Annotated in this window: 20 protein-coding genes; 5 read left to right on the top strand and 15 right to left on the bottom strand. The window is 35.0% G+C overall.

Going from position 1 to position 17530, the window contains the following annotated elements:
* Positions 1-147: 147 nt before the first annotated feature.
* Both TX86_RS21745 and TX86_RS21750 read right to left on the bottom strand, forming a co-directional pair.
* The gene (locus tag TX86_RS21745) at positions 148-750 is read right to left on the bottom strand and encodes a YczE/YyaS/YitT family protein (protein WP_052343830.1); all 603 of its coding nucleotides are present in this window, start codon (positions 748-750) and stop codon (positions 148-150) included.
* Between the two features lie 72 nt (positions 751-822).
* Positions 823-1470: an HD domain-containing protein gene (locus TX86_RS21750; RefSeq protein ID WP_042352140.1), complete on the bottom strand. Its 648-nt coding sequence runs from the start codon at positions 1468-1470 to the stop codon at positions 823-825.
* Between the two features lie 107 nt (positions 1471-1577).
* Between TX86_RS21750 and TX86_RS21755 the strand changes: the two genes are divergently transcribed.
* Positions 1578-2357, top strand: coding sequence for a potassium channel family protein (locus tag TX86_RS21755; protein ID WP_042352142.1), 780 nt, complete (start codon positions 1578-1580; stop codon positions 2355-2357).
* Here TX86_RS21755 and TX86_RS21760 read toward each other — a convergent pair.
* From TX86_RS21760 to TX86_RS21770, 4 genes are all read right to left on the bottom strand, one after another.
* Positions 2345-2746 carry a YugN-like family protein gene (locus TX86_RS21760; RefSeq protein WP_042352143.1) on the bottom strand — a complete coding sequence of 134 codons (402 nt, stop codon included), beginning with the start codon at positions 2744-2746 and terminating at the stop codon, positions 2345-2347. The two genes, TX86_RS21755 and TX86_RS21760, sit on opposite strands and share 13 nt — an antisense overlap.
* 469 nt (positions 2747-3215) lie before the next feature.
* Positions 3216-3788 (bottom strand): hypothetical protein, encoded by a 573-nt coding sequence (locus tag TX86_RS21765; RefSeq protein ID WP_042352145.1) that lies wholly within the window; start codon positions 3786-3788, stop codon positions 3216-3218.
* 222 nt (positions 3789-4010) lie between these two features.
* Entirely contained in the window at positions 4011-4169 is a 159-nt protein-coding gene (locus TX86_RS26855; protein WP_154663198.1) for a hypothetical protein, read from the bottom strand.
* Positions 4170-4400: 231 nt separating this feature from the next.
* A complete protein-coding gene (locus TX86_RS21770; RefSeq protein ID WP_042352147.1) occupies positions 4401-5750 on the bottom strand; it encodes a glucose-6-phosphate isomerase in 1350 nt (449 codons plus the stop codon).
* Positions 5751-6039: 289 nt separating this feature from the next.
* Between TX86_RS21770 and TX86_RS21775 the strand changes: the two genes are divergently transcribed.
* Positions 6040-6273 carry a DUF378 domain-containing protein gene (locus tag TX86_RS21775; protein WP_042352149.1) on the top strand — a complete coding sequence of 78 codons (234 nt, stop codon included), beginning with the start codon at positions 6040-6042 and terminating at the stop codon, positions 6271-6273.
* A gap of 275 nt (positions 6274-6548) precedes the next feature.
* Here the strand turns inward: TX86_RS21775 and TX86_RS21780 are convergent, their stop codons facing one another.
* The 3 genes from TX86_RS21780 to yugI all read right to left on the bottom strand — a co-directional run bounded on the left by TX86_RS21780 (position 6549) and on the right by yugI (position 9780).
* Positions 6549-7832, bottom strand: coding sequence for a Glu/Leu/Phe/Val family dehydrogenase (locus TX86_RS21780; RefSeq protein WP_042352150.1), 1284 nt, complete (start codon positions 7830-7832; stop codon positions 6549-6551).
* A gap of 20 nt (positions 7833-7852) precedes the next feature.
* Positions 7853-9052 (bottom strand): ornithine--oxo-acid transaminase, encoded by a 1200-nt coding sequence (locus TX86_RS21785; RefSeq protein WP_042352151.1) that lies wholly within the window; start codon positions 9050-9052, stop codon positions 7853-7855.
* Between the two features lie 326 nt (positions 9053-9378).
* On the bottom strand, positions 9379-9780 hold the full coding sequence (gene yugI, locus TX86_RS21790; RefSeq protein ID WP_042352153.1) for a S1 domain-containing post-transcriptional regulator GSP13: 402 nt from the start codon (positions 9778-9780) through the stop codon (positions 9379-9381).
* A 236-nt stretch (positions 9781-10016) separates the two neighbouring features.
* Here yugI and TX86_RS21795 point away from each other — a divergent pair, with 236 nt between their 5' ends.
* Entirely contained in the window at positions 10017-10223 is a 207-nt protein-coding gene (locus TX86_RS21795) for a helix-turn-helix domain-containing protein (protein WP_042352155.1), read from the top strand.
* A 264-nt stretch (positions 10224-10487) separates the two neighbouring features.
* On the opposite strand, the gene TX86_RS21800 is transcribed toward TX86_RS21795, so the two are convergent.
* The 3 genes from TX86_RS21800 to TX86_RS21810 form a co-directional block, all read right to left on the bottom strand.
* On the bottom strand, positions 10488-11684 hold the full coding sequence (locus tag TX86_RS21800; RefSeq protein WP_042352157.1) for an MFS transporter: 1197 nt from the start codon (positions 11682-11684) through the stop codon (positions 10488-10490).
* 371 nt (positions 11685-12055) lie between these two features.
* Positions 12056-13222, bottom strand: a complete 1167-nt coding sequence (locus tag TX86_RS21805) for an aminotransferase (protein ID WP_042352159.1) — start codon at positions 13220-13222, stop codon at positions 12056-12058.
* Positions 13219-13719 carry an Lrp/AsnC family transcriptional regulator gene (locus TX86_RS21810; RefSeq protein ID WP_042352160.1) on the bottom strand — a complete coding sequence of 167 codons (501 nt, stop codon included), beginning with the start codon at positions 13717-13719 and terminating at the stop codon, positions 13219-13221. The genes TX86_RS21805 and TX86_RS21810 overlap by 4 nt, the downstream gene beginning before the upstream one ends.
* Positions 13720-13931: 212 nt before the next feature.
* Between TX86_RS21810 and TX86_RS21815 the strand changes: the two genes are divergently transcribed.
* Entirely contained in the window at positions 13932-15104 is a 1173-nt protein-coding gene (locus tag TX86_RS21815) for a MalY/PatB family protein (RefSeq protein WP_042352161.1), read from the top strand.
* Positions 15105-15290: 186 nt separating this feature from the next.
* Here the strand turns inward: TX86_RS21815 and TX86_RS21820 are convergent, their stop codons facing one another.
* From TX86_RS21820 to TX86_RS21830, 3 genes are all read right to left on the bottom strand, one after another.
* Positions 15291-15803 (bottom strand): superoxide dismutase family protein, encoded by a 513-nt coding sequence (locus tag TX86_RS21820; RefSeq protein ID WP_154663216.1) that lies wholly within the window; start codon positions 15801-15803, stop codon positions 15291-15293.
* A gap of 112 nt (positions 15804-15915) precedes the next feature.
* Positions 15916-16122, bottom strand: coding sequence for a hypothetical protein (locus TX86_RS21825; RefSeq protein ID WP_042352164.1), 207 nt, complete (start codon positions 16120-16122; stop codon positions 15916-15918).
* A gap of 190 nt (positions 16123-16312) precedes the next feature.
* Positions 16313-17002: a peptidylprolyl isomerase gene (locus TX86_RS21830; protein ID WP_042352166.1), complete on the bottom strand. Its 690-nt coding sequence runs from the start codon at positions 17000-17002 to the stop codon at positions 16313-16315.
* A 131-nt stretch (positions 17003-17133) separates the two neighbouring features.
* Here TX86_RS21830 and kapB point away from each other — a divergent pair, with 131 nt between their 5' ends.
* Complete coding sequence (gene kapB / locus TX86_RS21835) at positions 17134-17520, top strand: kinase-associated lipoprotein KapB (protein ID WP_042352167.1); 387 nt, start codon at positions 17134-17136, stop codon at positions 17518-17520.
* Positions 17521-17530 lie beyond the last annotated feature (10 nt).

The following is a 17530-nucleotide window of genomic DNA, read 5'->3' on the forward strand; positions in this document are numbered from 1 at the left end:
ATGAATTAAATTATTATATGAATATAAAGTCGGGAGCGTACTACACTTTTGCACTAACCCAGTATCATAAAGCAGTTACAAAGATTGATTTTTATAACAAAAAAATCTCTTTCTTATGGGTAATGTTCTTATCCATAAGAAAGAGATTCATGAAAATTTGATTTTACCTTTGAATACATTGATAAGTGTCAATGTCCATTCAATCGTTGGACCGATTAACAAAACACCCACTAATGTACCCAATCCAACTGTCCCACCTAGAAGAAAACCGCTGATTACTAGCATAGCATCTAATCCAATTCGAACAAACTTAATTGATATGCCCCATTTATCACTCAAATAAATCATAAGGCCCTCTAAAGCACCTACACCAAAATTTGCTGATAGATAAACACCTAATCCCATTCCTAATAAAAACACTCCTACTATAGAAAAAAAATAGGTTTCTACTCCACTAAAAGAGAAAATAGGTAGCACAATCAAACGATTAATAAAATAACCAACACTTAATGCATTCAATAAGCTTCCCCAGTAAATTTTCGAACGATCTAATAAGAAAACAACAAATAAAACAATAGCATTAAATAGTTGACTTAAAGTACCAAATCGAAAGGGTGTGTAATTCTCTAACCCTTGAAGTAAAACGCTAATAGGGTCTACTCCATGACCCGTTGTAACAAAGAGAATTATACCAATACTAGTTATAAAAGAACCAAATAATACAACGCATGTTTTCCAAAGAAATCTCAAAAAGAACACTTCCCGTTATCTTTGATTACTTTAGTTTTTCTATCAGTGAATGATTTTATGTAGATAGCATTATTAACGTATTCCTTGCCATTCTCCTAAAAAAGTCTTCAAATACTCTTCCATAAATGCATGGCGTTGTTCAGCCATTTGTTTACCATAGCTAGTATTCATCAATCCTTTTAACTTAAGTAGCTTTTCATAAAAATGATTAATAGCTGTTGTTTTTTGCTTTCGATATTCTTCTTTTGTCAGCTGCTCCCTGACTGGAATCGTCGGATCATATATAAGTTGTCCCTTTGCTCCTGAAAAAGCAAACACTCTAGCTATCCCTACTGCCCCAATTGCATCTAAACGATCAGCATCCTGTACAACCTTTCCTTCGAGAGTTTTTACTGGTGGCTGTCCACCACCTTTAAATGACATCGTTGTAATAATTTCAATAATATGTTTACTCGATTCCCCATCTACTTGTAAAGAACGCAGCCACTGTCTCACTTTAGAAATACCTGATTCTTCACTACTATTAAGCTTCTCATCTGCAACATCATGCAGTAAAGCAGCCATTTCACAAATAAATAAATCTGCCCCTTCTTTTTCAGCAATGGTTTTCGCTAGTGAGGTTACCCTATGTATATGCCACCAATCATGACCGCTTGCTTCATCTGATAATAACTCAAAAACAAACTCTTCTGTTAATCGAATCATTTCACTTTGATTCATATATCTTCACTCCTTTTGAACAAATAAATACTATCATAACATGCTTGAGTTTAATCTCTTTTGAACATAATGGATATATAATGCACGAACATTCGGAGTGAGCTATAATGATTCAAAAAATTACAAGCCATATATCTAAAATCCCTAAAATAACAAAATTAGTTATCATCATTTTAATTTTAATTACTCTTTTCGGCTTTACAATGACCATCATCGAGCCAAAGACATTTCCATCCATTCTTGAAGGTATATGGTGGGCAATTGTAACGACTTCAACTGTCGGTTATGGTGACTACACACCTGTAACTATTGTTGGAAAATTAATTGGAATCCTATTGATTTTTATCGGGGCTGGATTTGTAACCACTTATTTTGCCACAGTTTCATCTGCGGCTATTTCATCGGAGGAAAAGCTAATGAATGGAACGAAGGATTTCACAGAAGAAAATCATTATATTATTGTTGGCTGGAATGAACGCTCAAAAAATATCATTTCACGCCTTCATGAACAAAAGTCCAAAGTTCCTATTGTATTAATAGATCAAACATTACGGAAGCATCCTGATCGCCATTTCGGCTTTCACTTTATAAACGGAAAAGCGACAGAAGATAATGTTTTATTAAAAGCCAATATCCAAAAAGCCGCTAGAATTCTTATTACAGCCGATTTCAAGCAACAAGAGTTTCAAGCGGATATGTTTTCTATACTAACTTTAATTGCAAGCAAAGGCTTAAATCCAAACATCTATAGCTGTGTAGAGATTCTCACACTTAGTCAAATGGAAAATGCTAAACGAGCAGGTGCTGATCATATTATCCAAACCAATATTTTTGCTGGTGCCATTATGGTTAACGTATTAACTGGTGAAAATAATTATGGTACATAAAACTCTAATTCTTCAACTAAAGCTTTACCTAAAATATGATACTGATTCTGAATATTTGCATCGCTATCAGCAGGCTCAGAGAACTGATTAAACGCTGATGTCACACTACTTGTATAAGAATGGTCATCTAAGCCACTTTGATATTGATGTGCAAGAACAAATGGAGTTCCTATTTTTACGACTGCACCTTGTTCATCTAATTGACCTTGCACAGCTTCAAAAGGAACACGCAAATACACATAACCTGGTTCATCAGCCATTTTGTAATCGAAATAACCACTATTATAATCCCAATTACCAGCTATGCTATATCCCAGCGGCTTCAATATTTGCTCTAACTCGTAAAGAGAAACAATCGTACCTTCTATTTTCGAAGTAATCTTTTGCATAAGCACACTCCTTTTTCGTATAGATTAACCGATTAATGACTTTTTACACGTCTATGCGAACATTTCACGACTTCATTTTTTTCAAAAGAAAACCCCTCACGCTAATTGGTTGAGGGATTTATTCTTTATATATGAAATTTGCAATATCATTACAACACTATCAAAAACAAACTATATAGCATCATGCATATTTTATTGTTTGAGAAAGTATTAATCATGCATTTCCATACTGAGCAGTTATAGTCTCATGATTAACTTGTACACGCGAAATCCAATTTTCACAAAGTCTCCCTCTTTCAAAAATAGTTGATATGTTTTAGAAGGTTACTATTAACATCGGCTTGTACCAATACTAATTCTTGCAAAACATGTTGATAGTTTATATTTATCATTAGTCCATAAATTTCTGAAAGATAAATATAGGGGACTAAAAAAGGCGTTTTCAGATTGAGTCCACCTCTTTTTTTAATCACTCAAAAACATGACATTTCATTTTAAATTTTTGATCAACAACTAAAGACGCATTTCCATATGTTTGAACTTCTCCAGCAACAAAACTAAAGCGAAGTGTAATGATATCTCCTTCATTCAAAAATCGCTCAATCGTACGCGAAAGCGTAACTTCGTGAGAAACAGAACCAGTACCATTATTCGAATTGAACAAGGAAGCAGAACTTGTTTGATCAACTTCTCCATTTATATAAATATTGACATACACTCTTGCTAAAGCATCTGCAGGAATAACTTGTAATACATTCACGCCAAAAGTAATCTCATAAATACCTGATGATAATACAGTAATAGAATCTGTTGCAACATCTGGCAATACTCTACGAAATGGCCCAAGCTGTGTAAAGTCTACTAAGGCTCCCTGTACAACAGGTATCTCCGCCAGAGCTGGCGGAATTGGATTTGGATTATATAAAGAACCAAAGGCTAAGCACTCACTTTTGATAACCTCTTCAGGTTGGTGATGATGGTGATGATTAGATGGACGACAGCTACAAGGTTTATCTGAACAATAACAATTTTGAAAACCCATAATATCCCTCCTTTATAATGAGCTATACTATATTAAGATGACATCAAAAAAAATTTGCTTGTACATTTATCATATGTTTCCTTCATTAACAATCTAGATTTTTCAAATCTCATATAAACACCTATAAAAAAGAAGAAAAAACCTCTTACAGAACACTTCTCCATTTTTGCACAAATAAAAAACTTGCCTTACAGCGTGGCCCTAACAATAAAAATTATTGAATTATCCCATTGGGTTAGAACCAATACCATTGCCTAAAGATAAACCGCTAAAGTTTCCTAGGCTACATACTTTATGTGCTTCTGATACAGACAATGTGGCATTACCAGACGCAGGAAGTGAACTAGTTGTAGCAATTCCACCAACAAGAGAAATAGTCAATAATGATACATGACTAAACCTTAGTGATACAGTGTCACCAGCTTTTAAGAAGCATTGAATTGTTTTAAAAGGCTTAACATCTTCTCCTTTAGTTAATTTAATGCCTCAAAGACACATACACCTGTACAAAAACCTAATATAAAAAAGGTCTTATCCTACTCTAATTAATTGCAAATAGGTAGAAGAAAACAAAAAACCACGCCATTATTAGCGTGGTTTTACATATATAGTTTATTTTAAACGCTTTTCAAGTTCAGCTTTTTTCTCTTCAAATCCTGGTTTTCCAAGAAGTGCGAACATGTTTACTTTATATGCTTCTACTCCAGGTTGATCAAAAGGATTTACACCTAATAGGTATCCACTGATTGCACAAGCCTTCTCGAAGAAATATACAAGATATCCAAATGTGTAAGCATCCATAGCTGGAATTTCAACAATAAGGTTTGGAACGCCACCATCTGTATGAGCAAGCAATGTTCCTTCAAATGCTTTAGTGTTGACAAAATCAACTGTTTTACCAGCAAGGTAGTTTAAGCCATCACTGTCATTGTCTTCTGCTTCAATTGTTAACTCGTGACGAGCTTCCTTCACTTTCACAACTGTTTCAAATAAGTCACGACGACCTTCTTGAACATATTGTCCTAATGAGTGAAGATCTGTTGAGAAGTTTGCAGAAGAAGGGTAGATACCTTTTTGGTCTTTTCCTTCACTTTCGCCAAACAGTTGCTTCCACCACTCATTGAAATATTGTAAGCCTGGCTCATAGTTAATCAGCATTTCAATTGTTTTACCTTTATTGTAAAGAACATTACGAACAGCTGCATATTGATATGCGGCATTTTCTGCTAATTCTGGGTTGCTGTATTCTTGTTGTGCTGCTTGTGCACCATTCATCATTTCTTCAATGTTTGCACCGCTTACAGCGATTGGTAATAAACCAACTGCTGTTAATACAGAATAGCGACCACCAATATCATCAGCAATTACGAATGTTTCGTATCCTTCTTCGTCTGCAACCGTTTTTAATGCGCCACGTGCTTTATCTGTTGTAGCAAAAATACGTTTGCGCGCTTCTTCTTTACCATATTTCTCTTCTAATATTTTGCGGAAAATACGGAAAGCGATTGCAGGCTCAGTCGTTGTACCTGATTTTGAAATAACATTGATAGAGAAGTCTTTATCTTGTAAAAGATCCATTAAATCCTTCATGTATGTGCTACTAATGTTATTTCCAACAAATACGATTTGAGGCGTTTTACGTTGTTCCTTCGAAATTGCATTGTAGAAACTATGTCGAAGCATTTCAATAGCTGCACGCGCTCCTAAGTATGATCCACCGATTCCAACAACAAGTAGAATATCTGAATCATTTTGAATTTTTGTTGCAGCTTTTTGAATGCGGTTAAATTCTTCTTTATCGTAAGAAGTTGGAAGATCAATCCATCCTAAGAAGTCATTACCCGCCCCTGTTCCTTCGTGGAGTTTATGATGCGCTACTTTCACTGCATCTTGTAAGTATGTAATTTCATGTTCTCCAAAAAATGACAGTGCTGTAGAGTAATCAAAACGTATGTGTGTCATGAGTGTTCCTCCATTTTTAATATTCATTTAACACTTTAGCGAAACGTGAGTATTTAATCAAGATTTCATTATAGTGAAAATGTTGCCAATACATATAACTCAAGCAATATATTTTCTTTTAGGATAACCCATTTCTACCTTTTTACTTCAGAAAAAACTAGTAGATTATGCATAAATATGATTATTTACATCATGCTATTAATACTCCTGAAATTATACGTTTCTATGGAAAAAATTATGTGCACATATCTATTTGCAGCTAAGAACACTTTACAAAGGAGGAAGTATAATGAGTGTTATTCAGCGTATAGCTCTTATTCTAACTGTTATCGGTGCTATTAATTGGGGACTTATCGGATTCTTTCAATTCGATCTTGTTGCATCCATATTTGGTGGACAAGGGAGCTTTATATCTCGAATCATTTATGGATTAGTAGGAATTGCAGGTCTTATCAATCTTGGTCTATTATTTAAACCAAATAAAGTAACTATGCGCTCTCCAGAATCAAGAGCAGTGAGGTAACAAGAAAAACCGTCACCGGTCCTTTTGGATTTAGAATTTGCTTCTTGTTTTTACTTCTAATCCAAAAGGAGGCACACGGCAGGCATAAGACGAGCCATTCTTGAAAACCCTCTTTTGGTTTTCAAAATGGATTGGCTTATGACCGAGTGTGGCAGGAGTAAGGTTAGACAACACGCAAAACTATATACATTCTTATCTTTTAAAATCAAAAGCATCCTTAGCTTGTAATCTAAGGATGCTTTTTTTATTTCTTGGCTTATATTAAATCGATATAATTATAACCAGCCACGGAACTTAACAGCTTCTGCCATTTTACGTGCCCCCGCCATGTAAGCCGCTAAACGCATATCAATGTTTCTTGTTTGAGAAATTTGATATACATTATTAAATGCTTGAACTAGAACTAGTTCTAATTTTTCGTTTACTTCTTCTTCTGTCCAATAGTAACCTTGGTTGTTTTGTACCCACTCAAAGTAAGAAACCGTTACACCACCTGAACTAGCTAACACGTCAGGAACTAATAAAACGCCTCTTTCAGTTAGGATTTTTGTAGCTTCTAATGTTGTTGGGCCATTAGCTGCTTCAACTACAATCGATGCTTTAATATTATGTGCATTGTCTATTGTAATTTGATTTGTAATAGCAGCAGGAACTAGAATATCACATTCTTTTTCTAATAGCTCTTGGTTCGTAATTGTATTATCAAATAATGTAGTTACTGTACCAAAGCTATCACGACGATCTAATAAATAATCGATATCTAAACCTTCTGGATCATATAAAGCGCCATAAGCATCAGAAATACCAACTACTTTAGCTCCTGCATCATGCATGAACTTCGCTAAGAAGCTTCCAGCATTACCAAATCCTTGAACGACAACGCTTGCACCCTCAACATTAATGCCTTTCTTCTTAGCAGCTTCTCTAATACAAATCGTAACACCTTGAGCAGTTGCTTTCTCACGCCCTTGAGATCCACCTAATACTAATGGCTTACCAGTAATAAATCCTGGTGAATCGTATTCGCGTAGCATGCTGTACTCATCTAACATCCAAGCCATAATTTGTGAATTCGTATATACATCCGGAGCCGGAATATCTTTTGTAGGTCCAACAATTTGACTAATAGCACGAACGTAAGCACGGCTTAGTCTTTCTAATTCACCCATTGACATCGTACGTGGATCACAAATTATTCCACCTTTACCTCCACCGTAAGGAAGGTCTACAATGCCACATTTTAAACTCATCCACATTGCAAGTGCCTTAACTTCATGCTCATTTACCTCTGGATGGAAACGTACTCCACCTTTAGTTGGTCCAACAGCATCATTATGTTGTGCACGATAACCTGTAAATATTTTCACACTGCCGTCATCCATCTTAACTGGCATACGAACAGTTAACATACGTAAAGGTTCTTTTAACAACTCATACATTTCATCTGAAAAGCCTAATTTATTAAGTGCTTCATGAATTACGACTTGAGTTGATGATAATAAATTTAATGATTCTTGTTCTTTATCAATCTTTTGATTATTTACCCCAGTTGCTCCCATTGTTCCAATCTACTCCTTTGTCACTCTAATACTTTTTTTATTTTATCAATTGCCCAATCCAATTCTTCTGGTGTAATTACTAAAGGTGGGGCAAATCGAATCACTGTGTCATGTGTTTCTTTGCATAATAATCCTTCATCTTTCAATGCCTCGCAATATTTTCGAGCAGGTTCATTTAGTTCAACACCAATAAACAAGCCTCGGCCGCGAATTTCTTTGATGACAGGACTATGTATTTTATTCAACTCGTCTAAGAAGTATTCCCCTCTTTTCATTGAGTTTCTTGCTAAATCTTCTTCTATTAAAACGTCTATTGCAGCAGTTGATACTGCACAAGCTAAAGGATTCCCACCAAAAGTTGAACCATGAGATCCAGGATTAAACACTCCTAATATATTCTTATCAGCTACTACACATGATAATGGCATTACTCCTCCACCAAGTGCTTTCCCCAATATATACATATCTGGTTGAACGTCTTCCCAATCACAGGCAAACATTTTTCCAGTACGTGCCAATCCAACTTGAATTTCATCTGCAATAAATAGAACATTATTCATTTTACAGAAATCATATGCCTCTTTGATAAATCCTTCTTTCGGTATAATAATTCCTGCCTCACCTTGAATTGGCTCTATCAAAAATGCTGCTGTATTAGGAGTAATCGCTTCGCGTAAAGCTTGTATATCTCCATACGGAATTAATTTAATTCCTGGCAACATGGGACCAAATCCCTGTTGATATTCTTCCTCTGAAGATAATGAAATCGCCGCCATTGTACGTCCATGAAAGTTTCCAGTACAAGCAATAATCTCTGCTCGATTATGTTCTACACCTTTCACTTGATACGCCCAACGCCTTGCAGTCTTAATAGCTGTTTCCACAGCTTCAGCACCGGTATTCATCGGAAGAGCCATTTCTTTTTTCGTTAAAGAGCAAATTTTCTCACACCATGGACCTAACTGATCATTATGAAATGCACGCGAAGTTATTGTCACACGGTTCGCTTGGTTCTGAAGTGCTTGAATAATTTTTGGATGACAATGTCCTTGGTTCACAGCAGAATACGCACTGAGCATATCCATATATTGGTTCCCCTCTGGATCTTTCATCCATACCCCTTTTGCCTCGGATATCACAATAGGTAGTGGATAATAGTTATTCGCACCATATTGCTCTGCTTGCTGAATTAGCGTTTCTGAACTCGTTTGCAAAGCCATTTGATTCCCCCTTTCAACAATTTCAGAAAAAAACTTTTTTTCTGAAATTTAACAAAAGAAAGCTAGCTTAATCCATATACTTCTTCATGGTGACTCCTCACTACTCAACTATTATAACTCATCTTCAAAATAATGCTATGAATTTTTTAAATTAAAATAATATTTTAATTTTACAAAAAAAGCGTTTTCATTTTAATGAGTTATCATTCCCTAACTGAGAATTCATACCATAAAGATAACACATGTTACAAAAAAAGAAAGAGATATGCACAAAAAAAACACCATTTCCTTTTAGGAAATGGTGAAAAAGATTTAGTTCTCAAAAATTATTTTTTGATTAAATCTTGGCGATCAGAAGCTTTAATCCACTCTTGTAACTTATCTTTAAGAGTATTGAATCCTTCTTCAGGAGCAGCAGTTGAAACTACAGCAGCGTGACGTTTCTTTGGAGCTTGTTGTTTTGGACGCTCTGTAGCAGCTGGAGCTTCTTCAGTAGCACGGATTGAAAGGCTGATTTTATTAGATTTTTCATCAACTGAAAGAACTTTCACGTTTACTTCATCACCAATTTTAAGGTGATCATTTACATCTTTAACATAACCATGAGTTACTTCAGAAATATGAACTAAACCTTGTGTATTTTCATCAAGCGCAACAAATGCACCATATGGTTGAATTCCTTTTACCGTACCAGTTAAAACTGAACCTACTTCGTATTTTGTAGACATAATAACACTCCTATATAATTAAAAATTTAAGTCATTTTTTCACAATTACATATTATATCACATTAAACCATCTTTATCAAAGAAGCTAATTTCTTAGAATACTCTTTCTATATAAATATCTCCTATTTCGACAAATTATACTCTTCAACACGAAATGTTCACCTTTTTTATCTTAATATTCTAACAACTTACTGATATAATAAATTTGATATAGCATGTTAAGGAGGAGACAAATTATGTCACAAATCGGAAAAAATATTAAAGTGTGCCGTGAAAATCGCAACATGAGTGTAGAAGATTTAGCTTTAAAAGTTCGATGTGGTACCAAAACATTAGAAAGTTACGAGAATGGAACAAACATCCCAAATAACGAAACGATCTTAAAATTATCTACAGCATTAGATGTAGCAGCATCAGAATTACTTGAAGGGCGTTTACAATAATACGTAACTATTTAAGAAAAACTAAAAACCGGTCCTTTTTGAGATATATGTTTACTCCTTTGCTTTACTCTCTAATCAAGAAGGAAACGGTGTAAGATTAGACACCATCAAATCTTATTTATACCCTAATCATTTAAAACATCAATTGGTAGGAGGTTTTTAGCCTCCCACCAATTATTATTTTCCCCTATAAAATTCTTATGACATATAATTCTAATTTAAGTGAAGAAATTCTCCTCCATACAAGCTCTATACTACTTAACTTTAAGTTAGTTCTGTTTGTTTTGTCTCTTTCCCAAGTACTAAAACCGCAATCGCACCAATTAAAATGGCAATACAAAAAATTGAGAAGATCAGTGAAATGGACACACCCTTTGTCATAAGCGAACCTACAAGCAGCGGTCCAAATATACCACCAAATCTCCCTGCACTTGCAGCCATCCCAGCACCTGCTCCACGCATAACAGTCGGATATTGTTCCGGTGTATAGGCATATAATGCTCCCCATGCTCCTAAGTTAAAGAATGAAAGCATGGCACCTGAAATAATTAATAAAGTTAATGATTCAGCACTTCCAAAGAAATATGCACTAAATGCTGTTCCTAGTAAGTAAACAACTAAAACAAATTTTCTACCAACTTTTTCAATAAGCCATGCCACTGTAAAATATCCTGGTAATTGAGCTAATGTCATAATTAGCACATATTGAAAACTGTGTATTAAGTCGAATCCTTTTGCAGTCATTACACTCGGTAGCCATAAAAACATTCCATAGTAAGAAAACACTACACAAAACCATAAAATCCAGAGCATAATAGTTTGTTTACGATACGGAGCTGCCCAAACTTCTACAATTTGTTGTAAAAAGTTTTTCTTCACCTCTTTTTTCGAGAATTGAGGTGAATCTGGTAATTTCAAACGTAAGTATAAAGCATAGAAAGCAGGTATAGCACAAAGTAATAAAGCGGCTCTCCAGCCATACTCAGGAATGACAAAATAGGAAATAAGTGCAGCCACAATCCAGCCGCCAGCCCAAAAGCTTTCTAGTAAAACAACAACTCTACCTCTTTCCTTAGCAGAAACAGATTCAGAAACAAGTGTGGAAGCAACAGGCAATTCACCACCAAGTCCCATCCCAATTAAGAAACGTAGAACTAAAAAAATTGTTAACGAAGTAGTAAATGCAGATAATCCACTTCCGATAGAAAATAATAATAGCGTTATAATAAATACATTTTTACGGCCAACACGATCTGACATAAGCCCAAATATAAAGGCTCCTACCATCATCCCAATTGAATTAACACTTCCAATTAAACCCACTTGACCAGAAGTTAAATTCCACTCCGCTGCTAATGCAGCTAAAACAAACGAAAGTATTCCCACATCCATTGCATCAAACATCCAACCTAATCCTGCAACACTAAGTAACTTTCGCTTAGAAACTGTCGTCGCTTTCATGTACGAGACTCCTTTGCGATGTAATTTCATGACAATTGTATAAAATATAAAAAAGGGGAAATACTTATTTCAGAAGGCTTTCTACTAATCCATTAAGATTAGTTACGAAAACAATCAGCCATTTTGAAATGCTCCCCCAAACATTTCATTCGAGCTTTGTTTTCAAGTATTCCCCCCTTTTTGAATGGACAAAACAGTTTCTGTTTTGTCCATTTTTTGTTTTTACATACAATCATCTGATTTAAAACTCTTCTAATTTCTCTTTACACAATATTTTTTGTTAAGACAACAGTCTTGACACCCTAGAGCAAACTAATCCCTATAATAACAAACTCTTCTATTCAAAGCGAATAGAAGAGTTTGTTATACAATTACTTACGATTCTCTAAGAACCTTCCAATTCTTTTTACAGCTTCTTGTAATTGCTCAAGTGAAGAGGCATAAGATGCTCGAACATATCCTTCGCCACTTTCACCAAATACACTACCAGGTACAACAGCTACTTTTTCTTCGATTAGCAATTGTTCTGCAAATTCTTCAGATGTTAAGCCTGTACTTTTAATAGATGGGAATGCGTAAAATGCGCCACCAGGTACGTGACACTCTAAACCTAATTCATTAAATGACTTAACAATATAGTTTCTTCTTGCACGATAGCTATTACGCATATCAACAACATCTTGCATACCATTTTTCAAAGCATCTAATGCTGCATATTGTGCCATAGATGAAGCACACATAATTGCATATTGATGGATTTTTACCATAGCTTCAGAAAGTTCAACTGGTGCACATACAAATCCAAGTCTCCAGCCAGTCATAGCGAAACCTTTTGAGAAACCATTAATAACTATTGTTCTTTCTCTCATACCTTCAATTGCACCAAAGCTAGTAAAGGATTCATCATAGGCAAGCTCCGCATAAATTTCATCAGATAATAATACTAAATCATGTTTCTTAATAACCTCAGAAAGAACTTGCAAATCTTCTTTCACTAATTGTGTACCTGTTGGATTATTAGGTGAACAAATTAACACACCTTTTGTTCGGGGTGTGATAGCTGCCTCCAACTCTTCTGGCATTAGTTTAAATCCATTTTCCGGTTTCGTAGATACAGTTACAGGTACTCCTCCTGCAAGTGATACAAGTGGGGCATATGCAACAAAGCATGGCTCAACAACGATTATTTCATCACCAGGATCAACAATCGCTCTCATCGCTATATCAAGTGCTTGACTTGCACCAACAGTAACAATAATTTCATTTTTAGGATCATAAGAAAGTCCAAATGAATTTCTCATATATTTAGATATTTCTTGACGTAATTCAAGTAAACCAGCATTCGCTGTATAAGAAGTATATCCTTGCTCTAAAGATGCAATAGCAGCTTCACGAGCTGACCATGAGGTAACGAAATCAGGTTCACCAACACCTAGAGAAACAACTCCTTCCATCGTAGCCGCAAGATCAAAAAACTTACGAATGCCTGATGGTTTCATTTCACGAGCTGTTTTGGATAAGTGACTTGTCTTAATCATGGTGACACCACAATTCTTTTATCTTCTTCAGGCTGTTCAAATATGATTCCATCATGTTTATATTTCTTTAAAATAAAATGCGTTGTAGTCGAAAGTACTGAATCTAAAGTAGATAATTTTTCAGATACGAAACTTGCTATCTCATTCATGGATTTCCCTTGAATTGTAACAGATAAATCATACACACCTGACATTAAATAAACAGATTGTACTTCTTTAAATCGGTAAATTCTTTTTGCCACTTCATCAAAGCCTACACCACGTTTTGGTTGTACTTTCACATCAATCATAGCTGTAACACCTTGATGCTCATCTACCTTAGCCCAGTCAATGATCGTCATATAACGAACAATAACTTTCATTTCTTCTAACTTCTTTAACGTACCTTCTAATTCGTCTACGCTTAAGTCCGTCATTTTTGCTAAATCATTAATGTCGATTCGGCCATTCTTCTCGATTAATTGTAAAACTTGTATCTCTATTGTATTAAGATGCATATTACATCCTCCTAAGTTAAAAATTGAACATGACCTATTATAGCAAGTTTCAAAATATATGATAAAGCCTTTTTTCAAAGAGCAAAAGGTTTTTGCTCTAGTAAAGGATTAAAATGTTAGAAAAATTTAATTTTTTTAACATTACATCCTTAAAGTAAGGTACAGTGTAAGATAGAGTAAATAAAAAAACAATGTATTAGAAGGTGACAAACGTGAGCAATTATAATTTTGACAAAGAAATTAACAGAAAGAATACCTCATCGCTTAAATGGGACTTTGTAGAAGAACGCTACGGAGCAAAAGACTTATTACCAATGTGGGTAGCAGATATGGACTTCGCGTCACCTGATGAAGTAGTTGAAGCACTCGTAAAGAGAGCACAACATCCGGTTTACGGTTATACAGGTACAACGGATTCAGTCTATCAAAGTGTAATGAATTGGATGAAGAATCAGTATGACTGGAACATCTCAAAAGAAGCAATTACATTTAGTGCAGGTGTTGTTTCTGGATTTACTACCGCTATATTAGCTTTATCAGAACCTGGTGATAAGGTACTCATTCAAACACCTGTTTATACTCCTTTCTTCGATGCAATCAGAAACAACAATCGCGAATTACTTCAAAGTCCATTACGCTATGTTGATGGAACAATGCAAATTGATTTTGAACATTTCGAAGAGCAGCTTAAGCAAGACGTTAAACTATTTTTATTCTGTAGTCCTCACAACCCTGGAGGTAAAGTATGGAGTAAAGAAGATTTACTTAAAATAGGCGAGCTGTGCTTGAAATATAATGTTGTTATTTTATCAGATGAAATTCACGCTGATCTTTGTTTACCAAACTACACTCATTACCCAATTGCTTCATTAAGCAATGAATTAGCTCAAATTACAGTTACATTTATGGCACCAAGCAAAACATTTAACGTAGCTGGTATTCAAGCTTCTCTTATTATTAGTGAAAATGAAGAATTATTGCAGCAAATCCAAACAAAACAATATCAAATTGGCTTTCATGGCTTAAACTTATTTGCCATTGAAGTGATTAGTGCTTCGTATGACCACGGTAAGCCTTGGTTAGAAGAACTACTACAATATTTACAACAACATGTTGAAACCGTGCAAACGTTTTTTAAAGCTGAATTACCTGAAGTTACAGTAATAGCACCAGAAGCATCGTACTTAGTATGGCTTGATTGCAGAGCATTAGGCTATAGCGATGAAGAATTAAAATCACGAATGATTGAAAAAGGAAAAATGGCCATCTCTCCAGGAATGATGTATGGCCCTGGTGGTGAAGGCTTTATCCGATTAAATATTGGTTGCACAACCGAAACATTACAAGAAGGCTTGAAACGTGTAAAACAAGCATTAACTAATTAAATAATTTTCTGAATTCGAAAGAAGAATCAAATGCGTCTTCTCTCAACCAATCAATCAAAAGCGCCAAATTGATGCATTCTAACAAGCTATACAAGTTTATAGATTCAATGAAGCCTACGACGAAGAGCCAATAAAGCGAAAAAAAGGCGTGAAAAAAAGTGATTAGTAATCACTTTTTTTCACAGCCTATTTTTCTTTCTTTATGACACCACAAGCAATACGCTCACCAGAATCGCCTGCTGGTTGCGTCATGCCATTATCCACCTTTTTATGTATCACTATGGATGTACCTTCTTTTGTAAGCAACGTGTTACGTTCTTCTTTTAAAGTTGCTTCTGACTGCAACTTCACTTTCACATTACCATCTTTATCAACATTGATATTCGGTAAATCACCAAGATGCGCTCCTTCAGAATTCATTAATCCATGCTCCTTTTCATCAGGATTATAATGATTTCCTGCCGATTTGAAATCCGGACCTTTGCAAGAGCCTTTTTCATGAATATGAATAGCATGCTCACCTGGAGGTAGACCCTTTAAATCTAAATCAAGTTCTAAGCCCTTTGCTTGTTCAGCTAACTGAATTTTCCCTAATTTATTACCAGCTGCATCATACATGTCTACGTTCATTTTCGTAGGATTCTTATCTGCGCATCCTCCAACCACTAAAAGCAATCCCACTATTAACCATTTCTTCATCATGTGCCTCCATTAGACATTTTGCTTCTAGTTTGTCCAGCAGAAACATGAAATATTCCAAATGAATTGTCGACATACATAAAAGAATGTTTAGACAGCTTAAAACAACACATTATTTCTCTTGGTTTTTTTGCAAAATTTGCTCTTCTAGCTTTTTCAACTTACCTTCTTCTTTTTTAGAATGCTTCATAATTAAACGCCATGTAAAAACGGCTGCTAGTAAAAATATAGCTGTCGTTATTCCAGCAGGAATATATTCCGTCTTATCCTCTGGAAAATACAAAAATAAACCCAACACACTATTATAAAAAAAGTCCATATTAATACATCCTTTCTTTATCTCTTATGTAACATTATACCAATCATTACCTATTTCACTCAATTTTTACACATATGTCCAATCAATAATAGTGTCAAATTCATGTTATTTTTACTTAAAAAGAATAAAAAGGCGTCAAAAAAGTGATTTGTAATCACTTTTTTGACGCCCCAGCCATGTTAACTTAGAATCACTGAATAACTTTCATTGATTTAATGATAACCTTTTCCGCAGGCTTTCCTTGACGGTCAACCTCTACATCCGCAATAGCATCCACTATATCCATACCTTCAATCACTTGGCCAAAAACAGTATGCTTATTGTCCAACCATGGTGTTCCACCTTTTTCCTTATAAGCATTAGCAACTGCTTCTGGGTATGCATCCATAATAGCTTGGTCATTCTCTACTTTTGGAGCTTGTACAATAAAGAACTGACTACCATTTGTATTAGCACCTGAATTCGCCATTGATAGAGCACCTCGGAAGTGATAGAGCTTATTCGAAAACTCATCCTTAAAAGGCTTCTTCCAAATACTTTCTCCGCCCATACCAGTGCCTTCAGGATCGCCCCCTTGAATCATAAAATCTTTTAAAACACGATGGAATGTTAAACCATTGTAATAGCCATTTTCTGCATGAGTCACAAAGTTCTCTACTGCTTTTGGGGCATATTCAGGAAACAACTTTAGTTTAATTATCCCTTTTGACGTTTCCATAGAAACTACTTTCTCTTCTGCTTGAACTGGCATAAATTGTGGATAATTTTCTATAGAGAGATTTTCATTATCACTGCTTTTAAAATTCACCTTTTCTTCTTTTGTTCCGCAAGCGGCTAATATAACGACTAATAGTAAACTTACAAATAATATTTTTTTCATGATGTTTCCTCCTTTCCGTAATGTACAATAAAAGAAACAACATACGCAAGCGTTTGTACAAACGAAACGTTATCGTTGTAACAGATGTTCATGTTTTTGTATCATTTACAGTAAAAGAAAGGAGCATCACAATGAGTCAAAATGAATTTGTAATCGGTGATATTGTAACAGCCTTTAATAAAACAGGTAAATATATTGGAGAAATTACCGCTGATCGAGGGCAAGCCTATTTGGTAAAAGTTCTTGCTGTTTTAAAACATCCAAAACAAGGTGACCTTCATAATCCTAACCAGGTTGATGTGGATTTTTTTCATGAAAGAAAAGCTTTAGCATTTCGTGAACAGACTAATGTTCCTAAAAATATGGTAAGACCTTATAACGACGATATACCTCCCTATCAAGATTCATTACAATTAGCTGTAAATGCTATTAAGCAAGAGCTGGAATCAAAAGATACTCCGTTTAGCAAGAAAAGTCTTGAAGCTATTCAAGAGTTAGAAAAGGAATATTTTAAATAATATCAAAAAA

Source organism: Bacillus massiliigorillae, assembly GCF_000380245.2.
In the GTDB taxonomy this organism is placed as follows: Bacteria; Bacillota; Bacilli; order Bacillales; family DSM-1321; genus Bacillus_AD; species Bacillus_AD massiliigorillae.